Here is an 18,307-nt window from a genome sequence, read left to right on the forward strand (position 1 = left end):
CCGTGGCGGTGGGTGATCGTCTACCGATCCGTGCCGAGGCAGGAGGCGCTATATGAATACGCCTCTACGCCACCGTCACCTGATTGCGGCCGTTTTTCTTGGACTGGTACAGCGCCTGGTCGGCGGCCTCGATCAAAGACTTATAGTCTTTGGAAGGCTGGCTGAGGTCGGCCACGCCCAGGCTGATGGTGCAGCGAATCTGCTGGCCATCGTGATCCACATGCAGTTCCTCGACCGCCTTGCGCAGCCGTTCGGCAAATATCTGCGCGCCGGCCTTGTTGGTGTCGGGCAACAGCACCGAGAACTCTTCACCGCCGTATCGACCGGCAATGTCTGCGCTGCGGATGTGCGTGCGCATGGCCTCGGCGACCACCTGAATCACCTTGTCGCCGGTCTGGTGGCCCCAGGTGTCGTTGACCCGCTTGAAGTGATCGATGTCGACCATCACCATCGCCACCTCGCTGCCGTAACGCGTGTGCCGGGCGTACTCATGGCGCAGGCACTCTTCCCAATGACCACGGTTGCTCAAGCCGGTCAGGCGATCGGTGCTCGATAACCGCTGCAGCTCGGTGTTGGCCGTGAGCAGTTGATGGCGGTTGGTGGCCACATCGGTCACGTCGTAGATCACCAGGCAGATATGGCTGATCTGGCCGTTGGTGCTGCGCAACGGAAACAGTGTGGTGTTCTGGTACATGAACGGTTCTTGGCCGGTGATCGGCTGGTAGTTCTTGAAGCGCACCAGATAAGGCCGCTGCTCCCAGATGGTGAACGCCGGTGTGCCGAGGGTGACGACGTTTTCGACTTTTTTGCTGAACCAGGCGCGGTTGATCTCTGGAAACAGCTCGAAGAACGAATGGCCAATGGCATCGAACGGCACCACGCCAGAGCGGTTTTCCATGAACGTGTTCCAGACCTGCACAGTGAAGTCGCGGTCGAGTACCACAATCCCTACATCGATGTTCTGGGTTACGGCCAACAGCCAGTGAAGCTCTTTGATATCGATTTGCTCGTTCATACATCAGCTCGTCAGGTAGGCCAGTTTGCGCGAGAGCCGCTCGACCGAGTCTTCGGTGAACAACATCAGCAAATCGAAATGAATGTCGTGACCTTCCACGCTGTAGCTGACTTCCACCGCCAGGGTCTGTTTCCAGCGTTGCTGGCTGACATTGATCAGCACATCGTTATTGCCCTGCTGGCCCAGGATCTGTGGGTGGCCCAGGGAAAACGGCACATCGATCTGCTCGCCGATGCCGCTCAGGCAGGCGCCGATCAGGATGGTCGACAAGTCCAGCAATACTTCCATGTCACTGTAATCGGGTGAGTCGCGGTGCATCAGGCGGGCGATGTCGGCAATTTCCGAGTCGTGCAGCAGCAACAGCGCCTCACCGGCGATACCGCCGCCGATGTAGCCCTGGCACACCGCTGTCAGCCGCTGGCCGTCCTGCGGGGCGGCCAGCGCCATGTGCAGTTCACCGACCTCCAGCATGTTGACGTTGGGCACCGGCAATTGCACAAAGACGCCCAGCACCTTGGCCAGCAAGGCCGCTGCACGGCCCATGGCGACGTTGACCGTCTCGCGCATGGCGTCCTGGAAACTGATGGTGCCTTCGGCCGCGCGCGGCGTCACAGGCGCTGCAGGCACGCTGGGTACCTGCACCGTCGCCGGTTTGTCGAGCAGGCCCAGGCGCACCAGGGTGGCTGCCAGTTCGTCGGGGTCGGCCGGCTTTTTCAGAAAAGCCAGCGCGCCCAGCTCCATGACTCGCCTTACGGCTTCGTCCTGAACATCGCCCGACACCACGATCACCTTGCTTTCCAGCCCCTCGGTGCGGATCGCAGCCAGCGCCTGGTAGCCATCCATGACCGGCATGGTCAGGTCCAGCAGCATCACTTCACCCAATCCGTTGCGCACCGCGCCCAGCCCTTCAAGGCCGTTGGCTGCCAGGGTTACCGACACATCCCAGCCGGCTGGCAGCGCCCTCAGTAACTGTTTGCGCGCCATATTCGAGTCATCGCAGATCACTAGCGCAATCGTGGGCATTGCAGGGGTTCTCACTACAAAGAAAGTTTCAGGCCATCGCCAGGAACAGCTTGGCAACGGCGAGCGTATTCAGAAAAACGAACCTCACCGGAGCTTATGACGCTACCGGGTGGCTGAGAAGAGGCACGATGGGTCGAATATTCCCCTTTTTTTCTTTCACACAGACGAGATGCAATTAACGTGCTCAGTTATTTCGCGCCGATGCCACGTCCTGATCACTCAAATCCAATAATGGCCGACAAATGGCACCGTATTAAGACCGGATCAATGACGCCTCGTCTACACTCGTCGCTGTGTGTATCGTTTTCCACAACGGTGCGCCACACCGTCATGGGTTTCACAGGACACCCTGAAACTTTATCTTTTATAAAGTGTCCGCTGCCTGTCGTGCATCCTCTTTATTGAACTTTTTCCGACGCCAGTAACACGGCACGCACTGCCTCTGCCTGATTGCCAATAATCAGGCGCCATTAGGGTGTCACCCGTGCGCGGCGATTCTTCTATGTTGTCGGTCAGTGTGCGCTCAGCTACGTGATATGGCTCTGTCATCTTCTATTTATAAATTCTTTTAAATCATAGGCTTATGAGTGTAGTGGAGTTTGCTGACTGCAACTTAAAAGAAAAGTTTCCACGTGTTTTATCTCAAAAAAACACATTTAAGTTTTGCAATTAATTAAATCGATGCTAATAATCTGCCTACTTCCGGGATGCAAGGCAGTGCAGTCTATTCACATGATGTGGCCCCGCGTGATGATTCTGTTAAACCCCGGTACTACGATAGAACCCATCTCACTGGTTGGCCCCTCGACGGCCCCGGTGCTGTAAGCGCGTTATAGCGCAGGAGGCCATCATCGCTAGCAACCACCCCCCTATCAAGATTCTGTCCATCTTTGGCACTCGTCCAGAAGCCATCAAGATGGCCCCTCTGGTCAAGGCCCTCGCCGCCGAGCCCGGTATACAGTCGCGCGTTTGCGTCACTGGCCAGCATCAGCACATGCTCAAGCAAGTGCTGGAATTGTTCGACCTGAAGGCCGACTACACGCTGGATGTGATGCGTCCCGACCAGACGCTCAATACCCTGAGCGCCGCGCTGTTCGATGCCATCGATCCGATGCTCGACATCGCCCGCCCGGACCGCGTGCTGGTGCATGGCGACACGACAACCGCGATGGTCGCCTCGATGGCTGCATTTCATCGACGTATTCCGGTCGCTCACATCGAAGCAGGCTTGCGTACCGGTGATATCCGCCAGCCATGGCCAGAAGAAATGAACCGGCGCTGCATCGACATGACCGCCGACCTGCTGTTTGCCCCCACTGCCGAGGCACGGCGCAACCTGTTGGGCGAGCGTCAGCAAGGCCGCTCGTTCGTCACCGGCAACACGGTGATCGACGCCCTGCAACAGACGGCACTGCGTATCGAGCGCGACCGCGACCTGCGTGAACGGCTCGACAAACCGTTCGACTTTCTGGTGCCCGGCCGCAAGCTGTTACTGGTGACCGGCCACCGCAGGGAAAATTTCGGCGACGGTTTTCTCGACATCTGCAAGGCCCTGCGCACGCTGGCACAGCGCCCGGACATCCAGATCGTTTACCCGGTGCACCTGAACCCCAACGTCAAGGGCCCGGTCACCGAACACCTGGGCAACGTGCCCCATGTGCACCTGATCGAACCACTCGATTACCTGTCGTTCGTGCGCCTGATGCAGCGTGCCCACGTGATCCTCACCGACTCGGGTGGCGTGCAGGAAGAAGCGCCGTCGCTGGGCAAGCCGGTGCTGGTGATGCGTGAGGTGACCGAGCGCCCTGAGGCGGTCGCCGCAGGCACCGTACGTTTGGTTGGCACCTCGCCACAGTCGATCGTGCAAGGCGTCAATGCCCTGTATGAAGACGAACTGCTCTGGCGCCGCGCCGCACAGGCCAGCAACCCGTATGGCGATGGCAAGGCTTGCAGCCGCATCGTCGATGCGTTGATGGGCCGCCCGGTCGATGACTTTATGCCGGGGCAACGCGACTGGCAGCGCACTGATGCATTGATGGGCCACAGCGCATCAGCGCTACGCCGGCCGCAGTCCAGCTAGCCGTGCTTGAAGAGGCGAGCGCGCCCTGTAGCGCTCGCCGGTTCCACGATTTCTACCCGCTTATCATTCGTTCGAGACCACGTCGATGAAGTCCATCCACATGGGCGCATTCAGCGCCCTTGCCTGGGGTGCGAGCCTGCTCGCGCTCATGCCGACCCAAGCCCTGGCAGCCGAAAGCGCGTTGAGCCAGGCGATTGCCCGGCTCAATGCCGATCTGCGTCAGGAGCGCGAGATTCGTCTGGACGACCTGGGCATCAAGGACCCCATCGTGCTGGGCGCCAGCGACGCGCGGCGTGAGCTGTATTTGCCTGTACCGGCCGGTGTGCCGCTGACCGATGCATCGCTGACATTCGACGCCAGCTATCTGAACGGCGAAGGCGGTCGTAACACCTTGCTGTTGTCGCTGGACGGCTACCCGGTACGTGCCCAGGGCCTGAGCGAACCCGAAGGCGATGCCAGCGCGACCCTGGGCGTCGACAAGGCGCCACGTGACACCGGTTCGGTGCGACTGGGCGTGGCCTGGTCCTCGCGGGTCGCGCGCGAACTGTGTGAAGAGGAGCGCGTCATCGGCAACGTGCTGCGCATCCAGCCCGACACCCGCCTGACCTACAGCTACGATGCCCGCCAGTTGCGCGACATCGGCGCGGCCTGGAATGCCCTGCCCGGCAAGCCCGGCGTGCTGATCGCACCAGGCACTTTGTCGACCGCCAGCTACGACGCCACCTGGCGCCTTGGCGTGGCATTGGAGCGCATCGGTAAACAGGCGCGCATTCTGCCGCTGCCCGGCGTCGGCGACACCGTCGAGCTAAGCGCGCAGCGCGTACCTGAAGCCCTGCGCAGCGTGCCGGCATTTGCCAGCCTCGACGTCCAGGGCCGCTACACCCTGAAAAGCGCCGCCGAAGTCGGCGCCCTGCTGGTGCTGGGCAAAAGCCCAAGCGTGCAGGCCGACCTGGCCATCGACGATGCCGCCCTGCTCAAGGCCATCGACACCGCGCTGGATGCCTTGCAGGCCGAGGTACAGGCACTCGATACGCAGGCTGCGCAAGCACTGGTGCAATGGCGCGAGCAGCACGTGCGCACCGGCCTGGGTTCGCTGGGCAAGGATGAAGCGCGCCTGGCGCTGATCGGTACCCGGCCCATGCTGTTGATTGCACCGACCGCCACGGTCAAGGCCATGACCCTGTTCAATTCGGCATGGAACAAACTGGCGCGCAATCGCCAGTTGACCATCGCCGAAGCGCAACTGCCGCTGACTAAAGACGGGCGTTTGGCCCTGTCGCGTCTGGGCGGCTCGCCCGGCAGCCTCGACGTGTTGGCCAAGAGCGACTGGAGCGCGACCTTTCCACTGGGCAACGTCGCCTATGACGGTCGCTTGCCGGTCAAGGCCGTGGTCGACCTGAGCAGCGCCCCTGGCGCGTCCAGCACGGCGCCGGTGGCCTCGATCTTTCTCAACGATTACCTGATTGGCGCCGCGCAACTGGTCAGCGACGGCCAGAAACAGCGCATCGAGGCGCGCATCCCGGCGTATGCCTTGGGCTCGCGCAATGTCTTGCGCGTGTCGTTTCAGCGCCAGCCGGTCAGTAACCGTTGCCTGGAAACCCCGCAGGCCTTCCCGGTCAGTGTGCTGCCGACCAGCCACATCGTGCTGGAAACCGGCAAACCAGGCAGCGACTTTGCCGGCATGGCCGCCCGCTTCGCGCAGGATGGCCAGGTACTGGTGCCGCAAGCCTGGCTGGAACGCCCGGCCAGCAGCCTGCCAACCCTGATCAAGATCGCCGACGCCACCGGTGTCTCGCCGCTGCGTGCCCAGTTGAGTGTGCAGGCCGACGGCAAGGCCGCCGTGAACCCTGACAAACCGTTTCTGGCCTTCGAGCTGCCGGTCAAGGACGCCAACGAAGCGCTGCAGGTCAACGAGCAAGGCCGCCTGCTGATCAACCACAAAGAGCAGCGCCTGCTCGACCTGCAGCAACTGGACAACATGGCCGCCCTGCAAGTAGTCACGTCCGGCAACCAGCATGGAGTGGTCTATCGCACTCTCGGCGCTCATGCGCCGCAGTTTGAAGAACCCTTGCTGCTGACCCGTGGCAATGCCTCGATTCTGGGCGCCGAAGGTGCGTTGTCGACCTTCGACACCCACGACCCGAGCGGCAGCCAGTTGATCGACGCTGACGAGCCGCGTGGCCTCGAGGCCTGGCGTACGCCATCGCTGTTGTGGCTGATTCCGGGCGGTGTACTGCTGTTTGTGATCCTGCTGCTGGCTGGCCGTCGCGCCCGCCGTAATCGTCAATAACGAGGCGCGTCGATGACCTCGCTTTATTGGCCGTACTGGCTGGCCCATTACTACAGCTTTCTGGAAGCGGCGACGTTGGTGGTCGCGGTGCTGATCCTGATTTCCAGCGTGGACGACCTGATCGTGGACCTGTGGTACTGGGCGCGCCGCCTGTACCGCAAGCTCACCGCCGAACGCCGCTACCGGCCGCTGACCGAACAGCAACTGCTGGACCGCGATCAGCAACCGCTGGCGATCATGGTGCCGGCGTGGCTGGAATACGACGTTATCGCGCCGATGATCGAGAACATGGTGTCGACGCTGGACTACCAGAACTACGTGGTGTTCGTCGGCACTTACATCAATGACCAGCGCACCATCGATGAAGTCGAGCGCATGCGTCGGCGCTACAAGCAATTGCACCGGGTCGAGGTGCCGCACGCGGGTCCCACCTGCAAGGCCGACTGCCTGAACTGGGTGATCCAGGCCATTTTTCTGCACGAGAAAACCCACGGCATGACCTTCGCCGGCACCGTGCTGCACGACAGCGAAGACGTGCTGCACCCGCTGGAGTTGCGCCTGTTCAACTACCTGCTGCCGCGCAAGGACATGATCCAGTTGCCGGTGGTGTCGCTGGAGCGCAACTGGTACGAGTGGGTCGCCGGGACCTACATGGACGAGTTCGCCGAGTGGCATGGCAAGGACCTGGTGGTGCGCGAAAGCATGACCGACACCGTGCCCTCGGCCGGCGTCGGCACCTGCTTCTCGCACCGAGCCCTGCAAGTGCTGGCCGCCGAAAACCAGAACCAGCCGTTCAACACCGACAGCCTGACCGAGGACTACGATGTCGGCGCGCGCCTGGCCAAATACGGCATGAACGCGATTTTCGTACGCTTTCCGGTGCAGTTCCGGGTGCTGCGCAAATCGTGGTTTCGCAAGCCCTACGAGTCGACCCTGCACATGCCGCTGTGCGTGCGCGAGTTCTTTCCCGACACCTTTCGTACCGCCTTTCGCCAGAAAGCCCGCTGGACCCTGGGCATCGGCCTGCAAGGCTGGGAGCAGATGGGCTGGAGCGGCTCGCTGGCCAACCGTTATCTGCTGTTTCGTGACCGCAAGGGCATCGTCACCTCGTTCGTCAGCATCCTGGCCTATGTGATTCTGGTGCAACTGGTGGCCCTGATCGTGCTGCGTTACAGCGGTTTGTGGGACGTCAGCTTTCCGGCCTGGTTCGACGACAACGACCTTCTTCAGGCGCTGCTGCTGGCCAACGGCATCGCGCTGCTGTGGCGCATGTTGCACCGCTATTACTTCACCAGCGTGCTGTACGGCTGGCAGCACGGTTTGTTGTCGATCCCGCGCATGGTGGTCGGCAACTTCGTCAACTTCATGGCTGCCTCTCGCGCCTGGCGCATGTTCCTGATCGGCAAACTGCTGGGGCGCAAGCTGGTCTGGGACAAGACCATGCACGACTTTCCATCCACCGACCTGATCGCCGCAGCGCCGCGCAAGCTGGGCAGCGTGCTGCTGTCGTGGCAGGCGATCACCGATGCCAACCTGCAAAGCGCACTGGACGAACAACAAAGCCGGCCACTGCCGCTGGGCCGTATTTTGCTCGGGCGCGGCTGGCTGGACGACGAAACCCTGGCTGAGGCCATCGCCTTTCAGAACGACTTGCCACGCATCTTCGAACTGGACGCCAATCGCCAGGATGGCGTGCTCGACGATGAGTTCTGCCTGCGCTGGCGCGCGGTGCCGCTGACGCCGGCGGCCAACGGCCAGCCACGCATCGCGGTGACCAGCCCGTTGCCTGACGAGGGCTTGCAACAGATCAGCAGCGCCATGGGCGGCGAGCCATTGCAACTGATCGCCCGCGAAAGCGAAATCGTCACGCGGCTGCGCCAGATCGGCAGTGGCTCGCAGGCTCAGCAACCCGCCGCCGGCACGCCGCTGCTGGGCGACCTGCTGATCGAGGCCGGGCTGATCGACCGTCAGGTGTTCGACCGCGCCATGCTCAACTACCGCCCGCAGCACCATGGCCGCATCGGCGACTACCTGGTGGACCTGGGCGTCTTGCCGCGCGAAACCATCGAACAGGCCGTCGCTCGCCAGCATCGCCCTGCCCCTCTGGAGCCCACGCCATGACGCGCCCTTTGCCCCTGATAAGCATGATGGCCATGCTGGTCCTGTTACCGCTCAGTGCCGGGGCCGAAGTTCTGCCGTTGTCGTTGAGCGGCCCGGCCTATCACCTGGCCAACGAGGCTTATCGCGCCTACGACCGCAAAGACTACGACCTGGCCATCGCCAAGGCCCATGAAGCCTTGCGCCAGCGGCCCGATGTGGCGCAGTTAAAGACGCTGGTGGCGCTGGCCGAACGCGACAAACATCGCCGCGACCACCCCGAGCGCTACCCGCAAGCGCGTCCAGGCCCGGGCTTTGCCGCTGCGGCCCAGGCGTTCAAGGCCTACGACCGCGAAGACTTTGCCGGCGCCGCCCGCGCCGCCCGCCAGGCCATCGCCCAGGCGCCGGGGCGCATGGATTACCGCCTGCTGTTGATCGAGTCCTTGCAGCGCCAACAGGATTTGCAGGCCGCCGACCAGGCCACCACTGACGCCTTGCGCAGTTTTCCCGACGACGACACCTTGCTGATGCGCCGTGAAGCGATTCGCCGGCAATTGGCCGCGCCGCTGGCGATTGCCGGTTACCGCGCCCTGCAACAAGGCAACCTGACGCTGGCCGTCGAGCAGGCCCGCCAGGCCGTGGCCTGGGCACCGGAAGTGGCGGCCAACCAGTACCTGCTGATCAGTGCCTTGCTGGCTGCCGAGGACTATCGCGGTGCCGAACAAACGGCCAGCGGTGCGCTGGCCCAGGACGATGGCGAGATCACGCCGTGGATTTTGCGCAGCTACGCCCAGGACCGTCAGGGCAAAACCCAGGCCGCGCAGGCCGACCTCAACCGGGCGCTGGCTATCAAAGGTCTGCTTGACTCCGAGGTGCGCGAGATCCGCTTTTTCGCTGCCGATCTGGCGTTGCTCAACCAACAGCCGCAACAGGCGCTGCAGCAGTTGCAGCAACTGCCCGATGACGACAACGGCAACGATGAGCTGACGCGTCGGCGTGGCGTTGCCCTGGCGGCCGCACGGCAACAGCGCAACGGTCTGCAAGCGGCAGTGCGCTTTCCGGCACCGACGCTCAATTGCCAGGAAAGCGCGTTTGGTCTGGCCTGCGACATCTGGCCCGGCAACCAGCGCGATGCCGGTACCGACATGGCCGTGCAGGCGTACGCCGCCCTGTCGCGCAAAGACACGGCCACTGCCGCAGCACTGGCCGATGAGGCCATTCGCAAGGCACCGAAAAACCCTGCGTATTACGGCCTCAAAGCCACCGCGCTGAGTGAGCAAAAGCAACTGCCTGACGCCATTGCCGCCCTCAGCCAGGGCTTGCAGGCGGCTGGCGACGACGCCGACCTGCTTGCGCAACGTGGCCGCCTGCGCCAGCAAACCGATGATGATGCCGGTGCCCGCAAGGACTTCAGCCAGGCCTTGGCCATGGGCAGCCTGCCCAGTTACGAAGAAGCCAGCCTGTATGCCGCCTTGGGTCAGCAACAGACCGCCCGCGAGCGCCTGCAACTGGCCCGCGAGGCCGGTGAACTGAATGCCATGAGCCAGTTGCAGGTCGCCTACCTGTCGGTGCAGGCCGGCGACGATGACGCGGCCCATGAATCATTCGCCAAGGCCGACAGCGAAAGCCGTTTACCGCCGGTTGCCACCCAGGACGCCGCGTACAACGCCATGCGCGTCAATGACGACAAGGGCGCGGTGGACTACTTCAAGCGCGTCGTCGATGCTGAAAAAGCCGGCGAACTGCAAATGCCGCCACAGAAACTGTTCGACACCCGGCGCACAGTGGCTGATGTCTCGCGCACCGTAGGCCTGACCAGCACCACCAGTTACCGTGGCAACAGCTCGTCCAGTGGCCTGAGTGCTGCCCCCAGCACCGGCAATAACACCACGGGCAGCCGTGGCAGCCGCAGTAACGACAGCCTGCAAAACAGCACCGAAGTGTCGTGGCGCCCGTTCGGTTACCGTAACGCGCAGTTCACCGAATTCTATGCCCGGCTCAGCGACACGCTATGGGCTAAAGACAGCGACTCGGACACCGGCCTGGATGCCCTGCAAGGTGCGGTGGGCGTGCGCGTCAAACCGTTCTCGACCCTCAATGTGGTGGCAGCTTTTGAACGCACTTTCCCGCTAGGCTCGTCCGACGTCGACGGCGACTGGCTGGTGCGCCTGGGCTATGGCGCCAGCGTCGGCACCGACCTGCGTGTCGATGTGCCGAGCTGGTGGACCTCGCAGTTTTTTGCCGAGGGCGGGCGCTATATCAACGATTCACGCAACTACTTCAACAGTGAATGGCAAGGCGGACGCAGCTACGCCATCGGTGGCACCGGCTCGCGCTGGGTGAGCTTCCCGCACGTGGTGGCCGCCTTCGACTACGACTCGAAAATGGACGGCGAAACCCAGGCCGATGGCAGCACCGACTACTCCTCCGGCACCGCAGGCGGCTTGGGGATCGGCAACAACGTGCGCTACTGGTTCCGCGAAGACGCGTACAACGCCCCGCGCTCTTATGTCGATTTCTCTTTGCAATACCGCCTGAGAGTCTTTGGCGACGACCGCGCCAAAGGTGTGTTTTCCCGACTGACTTATTCTTATTGAGGACTGCTCATGTACGCCCATATCAGCTTGTTTCTAGGCCTTGGTCTGGTCTGCTCCATGGCCCAGGCCGCCCCCGGCATTGCGCAACTCTACGCCCCGAAACTGCCCGAAGGCTCGGCCTGGCTGCGGGTGGTCAACCCGACTGACAACGTGCAACAGGTGCGCGTGGGCACAGGCACCCCGCAAGCCTTGTCGGCCCGGTCGGTGGTCGCCAGCCCGTTCCAGGCGGTAGACGCCCGCAAGCCGCTGGCGGTGACAGTCGAGGGGCGTGAAATCAAAGACCTGAACGCACCGGCCAATGCCTTTGTCACCCTGATTCTCGACAACGACCCTGCGGCCGCGCCGCGTCTGGTCATCGACCCGCCGCCACGTGGCAAGGACCTGAAAGCCGAACTCAACGCCTACAACCTCAGCAGCGGCTGTGCCCAGCTAGATATCAAGCTAGCTAACGGCAGCAGTGTCATGAGCCAGATTGCCTACAAGGGCCAGGCGCAGCGCACCATCAACCCGGTGCAAGCAACCCTGATTGGCCATTGCGCCCAAAGCGCCAGCCTGCCGTTGCAGCTTGAGCCGTTTCAGGCCGGTGACCGCTATAGCCTGTTTCTGGTCGGCCCGGCACAAAGCCCGCGCCTGATCGGCGTTGTCGACAAGACCGCGCCATGAGTCTTGTCTCGATACTGCGGCCTTGTCTGCTCGCTGGCGCACTGCTGGGGCTGCCCGGCCTTGCGCCGCACGCCGCCTCGCAAGTCATCACCGGCAAGGACGGCTGGTTGTTTCCTGCCTGGGAAAGCCTGAGCAGCGTCGACAACGCCGGCATGGCGCGCAACGTCACGTTGCTCAAGGACCTGCAAACGCAGCTTGAGCGCCAGCACATCGCCCTGGTGCTGCTGATCGTGCCGATGAAAGTGCCGCTTTATCTGCAACGCCTTGAGCCAGACCAGAAAGTCAGCCCGGCCGTGCTGCAACGTTACGAGCGCATTCAGGCGCAGCTGACCCAGGCCGGCCTGACCACCTTCGACCTCAAGCCGGTGCTGCAACAGACCGAACAGGGCGATCAGCATGCCTTCTGGCGCGCCGACTACCACTGGACGGCCTGGGCGGCCGAAGACGCAGCCAAGGCAGCGGCCGGGCTGATCAGCCAGCGCTACCGTCTTGAAGGCGAACCCGGCGGCGGTACCGTGCTGGGTCCATGGGTACAAAAGCGCATGTTTGGCGACCTGGCCGCCAATCTGCTGCCGGCGGTCAAACGTAAACTGATCGGTCGCGACGTCTACACCGTGCGCCGCGAAGTGGAAAAAGACCTGCTGATCGACGACGCACCAGCGCCTGTCCATGTGATCGGCAACAGCTTCGTACAACCGTTTCTGGGCTTTCCGCAGAAACTCTCCAACGTCCTGGACCGCCCGGTCACCCTGACCTGGAACCCGGGCGATGTCGGGCCATGGGCGACCTTTCTGCAATACCTGGAATCGCCAGACTTTGCTGGACACAAGCCGCAAGTGATTGTCTGGCAGTTCAATGAAGGGCAGTTCCATCTGGGGCCCAACGCCACCAACTGGAACGCCAAGGGGGTTATCTCGTTGAGCCAGTGGCAGCAACGCATCCAGAAGGCGCTTTGATTGAACATCGTCGGCAAGTCCCTGAACCGCACTGTTGCGGGCCTCGTGTTATTGGCAGTGACCTTCGCTGTCGGCATCGCGATGCTGTATGTCACCGCAAAAAAGCCGCTGACGCCTGGCATTGTCGGCATCGTCTGGCAGCCGGACAACGCGACCGTGGGCATTCGGGGCGACTGGCAAAAACTGGGCGCCAAAGAGCTGCTGGTGCAATGGTCGGTGGTCGACGATCAGGCCTTCGTCCCCGGCAGCGACCTGCCCGGCGTGCCGGTGATGCCCGACTGGCAGCGCATCGCCGGCGAGCCCTGGGCGCAGGATGTGATCATGGGGCTGGCCGGCTATTTCAGCGAAAACCGCTCACGTGACAACATCGAGCACCTGGCGGCACTGTCGGAAAAAGTCGCGAAAATCAAAACGCCGCTGCATGTCACGGGCTGGTACTTTCCGGCCGAAGTCGACCCCAGCTGGACCCGCGCCAAAGAGCTGCCGGCGCTGCTGGCCAAACTGCCCAGGCCGTTGTGGATCAGCGTCTACGACGGCGCCAACATCGGCCCTGCCGCCACCGCCGAGTGGCTGCAACAATGGCTGCCGGACGACATCGGCGTGTTCTTTCAGGACGGCGTCGGCGTCTACGCCCGCAGCGCCCCGGTGGCCCGCACCTACGCCGACGCCCTGAGCCAGCGTCTGGGCAAACACCGCGTGCGGCTGATCGTCGAAGCCTTCCGCCCGCAGCTCGGCGGCGGCTTTCGGCCGGCGACGGTGGCTGAACTTAAACCGCAACTGGCGGCGTATGACGGGTATCCGCTGTATTTGTTCGATGGGCCACATTACGTGACGCCGGAGCTGGTGGAGGGGTTGGCGCGTTAGAAAAGACACGGTTACAACGGGGACAAGGCGGCTCCTTTGAGCGCGTCACTCGCAGTGTTTGCATACGCCCCAAGTGTTGCTTTCAAACGTTTCCGGTTGCATGCGGTCATCCATGAAATCGCAGGTGACGCCTTCGCTGTCGAACCAACTGTCCCAAGACTCTCCAGCAGGCGTAATGATTCGGGTCCTGCCAATCGCAACGACATCGACTCGTTTGACACCATCAGGAAGGGCAGCAGCCTTCGGTAGACGGATAGCCTGGCTGCGGTTACTCAGAAAAACAGAACCTTGCGCCATGGGGCACCTCAGGGGATGGGTCGTATGTATAGACCACGGTAGTGCCTGACACTGTCGTGTCAACGCAATCCTCAACGATGATTGCACCTTCTATCTTCAGCTTGAGCCGAGGTTTCCTCAATGGCATCCAGGAACCCGAACAGACATAGGCGCAACAGCGCCCAGACCACGACTGCAGGCGCTTTTTTTGTGTTCGCAGCTCCGTGTTATGGCGGCTGTAAAAGGCGCACCGGCGTCAACGGGTTCGGTTTTCCTGAAAAAAGCCCTCGATTCCTTGCCACATCAGTCTTCACATCGCAGATGTTAGATCCCAAGCGTCTACTGAGACCCGTTTAACGCGCGGTGCCAACACCTCGCCTTATGGTGATCAACCTGCCCCTATGCAATGATAAGCGCCTCATCCGAGCCGCCTTCGATCTGTAAGTTGCAGGCGAAAAAAGGGTCCTTATCCGGCGTCGCCCCGTGTTGAGAACGCCTTCAAACTCTATACTCGATAACCCCTTATTGACCTTTTTGCGAATACGCTAGAACCGGAACTTATGGACACTGAAAAGACCTTGTCTCAAACACTGCTCTCCTTTGAAGAGCGTGCGGCGATTGCAGAGATTGAAGCCACCACCGATATTTTGAGACTGGTGACGCGGCTGACAAGAATGCGTTTTGCCGCAATTGCCAAATTCAACGACAACCAATGGGTGACGTGTTCAGTGTATGACCCGTCCCATTTAGGTATCGAAGCCGGCAGTGCCTTTGATTTGGAAACAACCATTTGTAGCGATTTCTGTATTAATCCGCAAGCCTTGTTCATTCCACAAATCAGTCAATCCCCTCGACACGCCATTCGCCCTATCGTCAGGCGTTTTGACCTGGAAAGCTATGTCGGGTTACCTATTTTCCTTCCGGATGGCCGTTTATTCGGTGCCCTGTGCGTGCTGGATTCCGAGGCTGTTTCATTTGAAGACCCTGACCTGCGAGAGACACTGTCTATTTTTTCAAAATTGATTGGGTGTATTTTTTTCGCGAACCTGTCCACCCCTTGAAATAACACATACCCTGCCCAATCCGCAAAAAACGGCATTCAGAAAATGCCGCACTGTGTCAGGGTCACTCTTTTTTTGACTAGATTTTAAACCGATGGGTCATTGCTTGAAGCTGCACACTGATCCGGGCAAGCTCCATGCTTGATGAAGCCGTCTCCTCACTGGCAGCGGCGGTCTGGTCCGAGATGTCCCGAACGTTCGTCACACTTCGACTGATCTCTTCACCCGCCGCACGTTGTTGTTCGGCCGCACAGGCAATCTGCTCATTCATCGATTCGATCGTTTTGACCGAGTCCGTGATGCCCCTCAGCATGGTACGCGCGTCCCTGGAGTGTTGTACGCTGCTGTCCGTTAACTGAGTGCTCTGGAGTAACACCGTGCTCATACGGTCTGTACTACGGTTCAAACCGGCAATCAATTGGGTAATTTCGTCAGTGGACGTTCTTGTGCGAATAGCGAGACTGCGCACTTCATCCGCGACCACCGCAAATCCTCGCCCGGCTTCACCGGCACGGGCCGCTTCGATCGCGGCGTTCAACGCCAACAGGTTGGTTTGCTCGGCAACCGCATTGATAACATCCAGGACGCCGCCAATGCTTTCGGCGTTACTGCGCAACGTCACCATGGCTTCTTTTGTGGTTTCCATCTCATTGGCCAATAGCTCGATCTGGTTGACCGCCTTGCCGACAACCTCGTCGCCTTGCAGGGCCTGACGACTGGCATCAACCGCCGTTTTTGCAGCCAACCCAGCGTTTCGAGACACCTCATGGGTCGTGGCGGTCATCTCTTGCATGGCAGTGGCTATCTGATCAGTTTCAACTTTTTGCGAGTTCACGCCAGCACTGGTCTGCTCAGTGACCGCTGACAGCTGTTCAGCGGCGCTTGAGACCTGAACAATGCCGTCCCGAATATCACCGATCAAACCTCTCAAGCCGGCAGTCATTGACTGCATGCTATTTTGCAAAGCACCCAGTTCATCTTTTCTGCTAACCACCGTGTTATAGGTGAAATCGCCCTTGGCCACTGTTTCGGCAATCATCACGGTCTCCTGAAGAGGCTTCACTATTGAGCCCGTGATCAGCCAGGCGGCCACCAGACCAAGTACAACGGCAAGTACCAGCCACAGCAACAGCATGTGCTGAGCACCGGAGACATCAGAAACCCTGAACCTTACTTGAATGTCAGTCATTTTCTCAGTGATGTTAAGCAGTGCCGTAATTGAGGAGGTAATACCCGCTTGCGCCGTCTCCACCTTTTCTTGAGCCGTCACCAGCGTCTGCAGCTGTTTCTCATAAGCCAGGATTTCAAGGGAAAGATCACGAACAGAAACAGTGGGCAACGAAGTGGTCTCTAACGCTTTTACAAGCGCGCTCGTACTGTTAATATTTTTGCGAATATCTTCCTCTGTCGCTTTACTGGGCGAAGTAGCGTACGTACGAAAGCTGACACGCATTCTCTGGACAGACAAAAATATTGCCGTTAATTGTTGGCGATCAGCGAAACTACCCGCCTCTGCGTTAGCCACTTCTGACACACCCAGCAAACGGGTATTGAGCGCTTCTGCCGAGGTCGATGCGCCAAGGCGTGCATGCTCGCGCTCACGTGTCGCCGACACCACCTGATTATAATAGTCACGGTACCGTTTCAAGATAGCGTCGGCGTCGGCTAACAGTGCACGGTTTTCCGCCGAATTGAAATTAGGCCTAATTGCATTAAGCTGCGCTTCTGACTTCCCCAATGCACTGGACCATTTCTCTGCCTGTGCGTCAGAGCCGCTAATAATGTAGACCAGACGCTCTATTCGCATGTCCCGGGCAAGGGTGCTGAATTTTGCAATATCTTCTATCCGCTCACTGCGATCGCGCAAGGTCTCCGTTGCCTTCCAGCCGGTATAGGCCACCAACAAAATCATGCCGATAAGCAGCGCGAATCCAAGCATAAGTTTGGAGCGAACGCTTATGTTGCTAAGCATTGTCCAGCGGCTAGGGTGCATAAGACTACCTTGATAAGAATGAATGCTATTTTGCAGCGAGCGCTGCGTGCGACGAAGCTATCAGCTTTTTCAGGCATTACTTGAGCTTATTTTTTGTAATCAAGGTGATTAAAAAATATTTTTTAACAGACTACGGATATTTCCAACTGCGGTGGCGGTCAACTGCCTTCACCACGTCTACTTCCGCTTAAAACTGTCCAAAACAGTTCAAGTTACTGTGTGATTGGATCCTTTGTCAGCGCACACGCTGTATCGTCACTTCCGCTATTACTTACGCGGAAATGCGTTACGGGCAGATCGGTAAAAAAGCATGCCCAAGAAAAAAATTGGTAGGTGATTTTGTAAAACGCCTGAACGGGATACTGGCATGGGATCAAAGCGCCGTGGATTCCACGATCACGGTAAAACGCGCACTCTCTGAGACAGGATTATCGATGGGGTGATAACGACACGGCCATTGCAGCGCATGCAATAGCTACAGTTTGTGGGCGGGTGACCAATAATGTTTGGGCGTTCAGTAGAGTCCCAGGACTCGACTACGAAGATTGGTCCTGATTGAACGTTGGCTTAAGTCCGCTATCAGCAATGGGCGTAAGGAGGTTTTTGAGATGGAGCCTTGCACCGCTATTTCAGGCTTGGTCTGCAGTCCTCGACAACAGCCCTTGAAACACCCTCCACGTGTCTTCGTTTCCGTGCTTCCAGGTACGGACCTGGAGGGCAGTGATCTTGATCTGCTTGTGACTGGCGGGCGGCTCGCCGGCCAGGCGACTTTAGCGGCCTCTCAGGTAAGCCAAGAGATAAAACACGCACAATTAAAATATGGTCATTTTTTGATCAATAAGTGCCTGCTTATCCACAGATCTGGCCCGATAGCCACTAGTTGACGTCCTCCCCCACCTCGATCTTCGATCGGCGCCACAGGCGCAAAGGAAGGGGATTCCTGCTTCACAGAGCACAGCCTCAGGCTACTTGAGCCATCGGTCTTACACGCTCTCCACAGGCTAGCACCGTGAGTCCCACGGCTTTGATATTCTTTGCAGCATTGGTGTCGCGGTCATGCTCGGCGTTGCACGATGGGCATGCCCAGACTCGAGTCGAGAGTGATAACCGGGCCAATACATGACCACAACCTGAACAGGTTTTGCTGCTCGGGTACCACTGATCAATTCTCACGATCTGCCGACCCGCCCAGTCACCCTTGTACTCCAGCTGCCGAGCGAACTCACCCCAGGCGGCGTCAGCAATGGCTTTGGACAACTTGCGATTTTTGATCATGTTTTTGACTTTCAAAGACTCGACGCAGATCACTTGGTTTTCGTTGATCAATCTGCGCGACACCTGATGAAGGTTGTCCTGGCGGGCATCTGAAATTTTTGCGTGCAGCCTGGCCAC

The 18,307-nt window shown here is 60.0% G+C and carries 13 protein-coding genes and 1 pseudogene; 8 read left to right on the top strand and 6 right to left on the bottom strand.

Features of this window, described 5'->3' with window-relative positions:
- Positions 1-64 precede the first annotated feature (64 nt).
- Complete coding sequence (locus ACYP2A_RS02050) at positions 65-1,015, bottom strand: sensor domain-containing diguanylate cyclase (RefSeq protein ID WP_459742302.1); 951 nt, start codon at positions 1,013-1,015, stop codon at positions 65-67.
- Between the two features lie 3 nt (positions 1,016-1,018).
- A complete protein-coding gene (locus ACYP2A_RS02055; protein ID WP_459742304.1) occupies positions 1,019-2,038 on the bottom strand; it encodes a response regulator in 1,020 nt (339 codons plus the stop codon).
- A gap of 850 nt (positions 2,039-2,888) precedes the next feature.
- On the opposite strand from ACYP2A_RS02055, the gene wecB reads away from it, so the two are divergent.
- The 7 genes from wecB to ACYP2A_RS02090 all read left to right on the top strand — a co-directional run bounded on the left by wecB (position 2,889) and on the right by ACYP2A_RS02090 (position 13,585).
- Positions 2,889-4,118 carry a non-hydrolyzing UDP-N-acetylglucosamine 2-epimerase gene (gene wecB / locus ACYP2A_RS02060; protein WP_459742318.1) on the top strand — a complete coding sequence of 410 codons (1,230 nt, stop codon included), beginning with the start codon at positions 2,889-2,891 and terminating at the stop codon, positions 4,116-4,118.
- 100 nt (positions 4,119-4,218) lie between these two features.
- On the top strand, positions 4,219-6,408 hold the full coding sequence (locus tag ACYP2A_RS02065; protein ID WP_459742320.1) for a hypothetical protein: 2,190 nt from the start codon (positions 4,219-4,221) through the stop codon (positions 6,406-6,408).
- Between the two features lie 12 nt (positions 6,409-6,420).
- Positions 6,421-8,529 (top strand): glycosyl transferase family protein, encoded by a 2,109-nt coding sequence (locus ACYP2A_RS02070; protein ID WP_459742306.1) that lies wholly within the window; start codon positions 6,421-6,423, stop codon positions 8,527-8,529.
- Positions 8,526-11,102: an NfrA family protein gene (locus ACYP2A_RS02075; protein WP_459742307.1), complete on the top strand. Its 2,577-nt coding sequence runs from the start codon at positions 8,526-8,528 to the stop codon at positions 11,100-11,102. Before ACYP2A_RS02070 ends, ACYP2A_RS02075 begins: the two co-directional genes overlap by 4 nt.
- A 9-nt stretch (positions 11,103-11,111) precedes the next feature.
- Entirely contained in the window at positions 11,112-11,765 is a 654-nt protein-coding gene (locus ACYP2A_RS02080) for an alginate O-acetyltransferase AlgF (RefSeq protein WP_459742309.1), read from the top strand.
- Complete coding sequence (locus tag ACYP2A_RS02085; RefSeq protein WP_459742310.1) at positions 11,762-12,721, top strand: alginate O-acetyltransferase AlgX-related protein; 960 nt, start codon at positions 11,762-11,764, stop codon at positions 12,719-12,721. Before ACYP2A_RS02080 ends, ACYP2A_RS02085 begins: the two co-directional genes overlap by 4 nt.
- An 81-nt stretch (positions 12,722-12,802) precedes the next feature.
- On the top strand, positions 12,803-13,585 hold the full coding sequence (locus ACYP2A_RS02090; protein ID WP_459742322.1) for an alpha-amylase family protein: 783 nt from the start codon (positions 12,803-12,805) through the stop codon (positions 13,583-13,585).
- A 45-nt stretch (positions 13,586-13,630) separates the two neighbouring features.
- On the opposite strand, the gene vapB is transcribed toward ACYP2A_RS02090, so the two are convergent.
- Positions 13,631-13,882 (bottom strand): type II toxin-antitoxin system VapB family antitoxin, encoded by a 252-nt coding sequence (gene vapB, locus ACYP2A_RS02095; RefSeq protein ID WP_459742312.1) that lies wholly within the window; start codon positions 13,880-13,882, stop codon positions 13,631-13,633.
- A gap of 539 nt (positions 13,883-14,421) precedes the next feature.
- Between vapB and ACYP2A_RS02100 the strand changes: the two genes are divergently transcribed.
- On the top strand, positions 14,422-14,922 hold the full coding sequence (locus tag ACYP2A_RS02100) for a GAF domain-containing protein (protein ID WP_459742314.1): 501 nt from the start codon (positions 14,422-14,424) through the stop codon (positions 14,920-14,922).
- A gap of 79 nt (positions 14,923-15,001) precedes the next feature.
- Here the strand turns inward: ACYP2A_RS02100 and ACYP2A_RS02105 are convergent, their stop codons facing one another.
- The 3 genes and pseudogenes from ACYP2A_RS02105 to ACYP2A_RS02115 all read right to left on the bottom strand — a co-directional run.
- Entirely contained in the window at positions 15,002-15,874 is an 873-nt protein-coding gene (locus ACYP2A_RS02105; protein ID WP_459742324.1) for a methyl-accepting chemotaxis protein, read from the bottom strand.
- A pseudogene (locus tag ACYP2A_RS02110) lies at positions 15,860-16,915 on the bottom strand (methyl-accepting chemotaxis protein); the annotation flags it as partial. The gene ACYP2A_RS02105 and the pseudogene ACYP2A_RS02110, both read right to left, overlap by 15 nt.
- 960 nt (positions 16,916-17,875) lie before the next feature.
- Positions 17,876-18,307 (bottom strand): RNA-guided endonuclease TnpB family protein (locus tag ACYP2A_RS02115; protein WP_459742316.1); only part of this gene is annotated, 432 nt, incomplete at its 5' end.

The sequence above is a fragment of the Pseudomonas sp. 3A(2025) genome, assembly GCF_054589175.1.

What these genes read in the sequence shown, in the direction of transcription:
- ACYP2A_RS02090 (WP_459742322.1), top strand. Translation starts at nt 12,803, where the DNA reads ATGCTGTATGTCACCGCAAAAAAGCCGCTGACGCCTGGCATTGTCGGC.
- ACYP2A_RS02100 (WP_459742314.1), top strand. Translation starts at nt 14,422, where the DNA reads ATGGACACTGAAAAGACCTTGTCTCAAACACTGCTCTCCTTTGAAGAG.
- ACYP2A_RS02070 (WP_459742306.1), top strand. Translation starts at nt 6,421, where the DNA reads ATGACCTCGCTTTATTGGCCGTACTGGCTGGCCCATTACTACAGCTTT.
- ACYP2A_RS02050 (WP_459742302.1), bottom strand. Translation starts at nt 1,015, where the DNA reads ATGAACGAGCAAATCGATATCAAAGAGCTTCACTGGCTGTTGGCCGTA.
- vapB (WP_459742312.1), bottom strand. Translation starts at nt 13,882, where the DNA reads ATGGCGCAAGGTTCTGTTTTTCTGAGTAACCGCAGCCAGGCTATCCGT.
- ACYP2A_RS02105 (WP_459742324.1), bottom strand. Translation starts at nt 15,874, where the DNA reads ATGCAGTCAATGACTGCCGGCTTGAGAGGTTTGATCGGTGATATTCGG.
- ACYP2A_RS02065 (WP_459742320.1), top strand. Translation starts at nt 4,219, where the DNA reads ATGGGCGCATTCAGCGCCCTTGCCTGGGGTGCGAGCCTGCTCGCGCTC.
- ACYP2A_RS02080 (WP_459742309.1), top strand. Translation starts at nt 11,112, where the DNA reads ATGTACGCCCATATCAGCTTGTTTCTAGGCCTTGGTCTGGTCTGCTCC.
- ACYP2A_RS02075 (WP_459742307.1), top strand. Translation starts at nt 8,526, where the DNA reads ATGACGCGCCCTTTGCCCCTGATAAGCATGATGGCCATGCTGGTCCTG.
- ACYP2A_RS02085 (WP_459742310.1), top strand. Translation starts at nt 11,762, where the DNA reads ATGAGTCTTGTCTCGATACTGCGGCCTTGTCTGCTCGCTGGCGCACTG.
- ACYP2A_RS02055 (WP_459742304.1), bottom strand. Translation starts at nt 2,038, where the DNA reads ATGCCCACGATTGCGCTAGTGATCTGCGATGACTCGAATATGGCGCGC.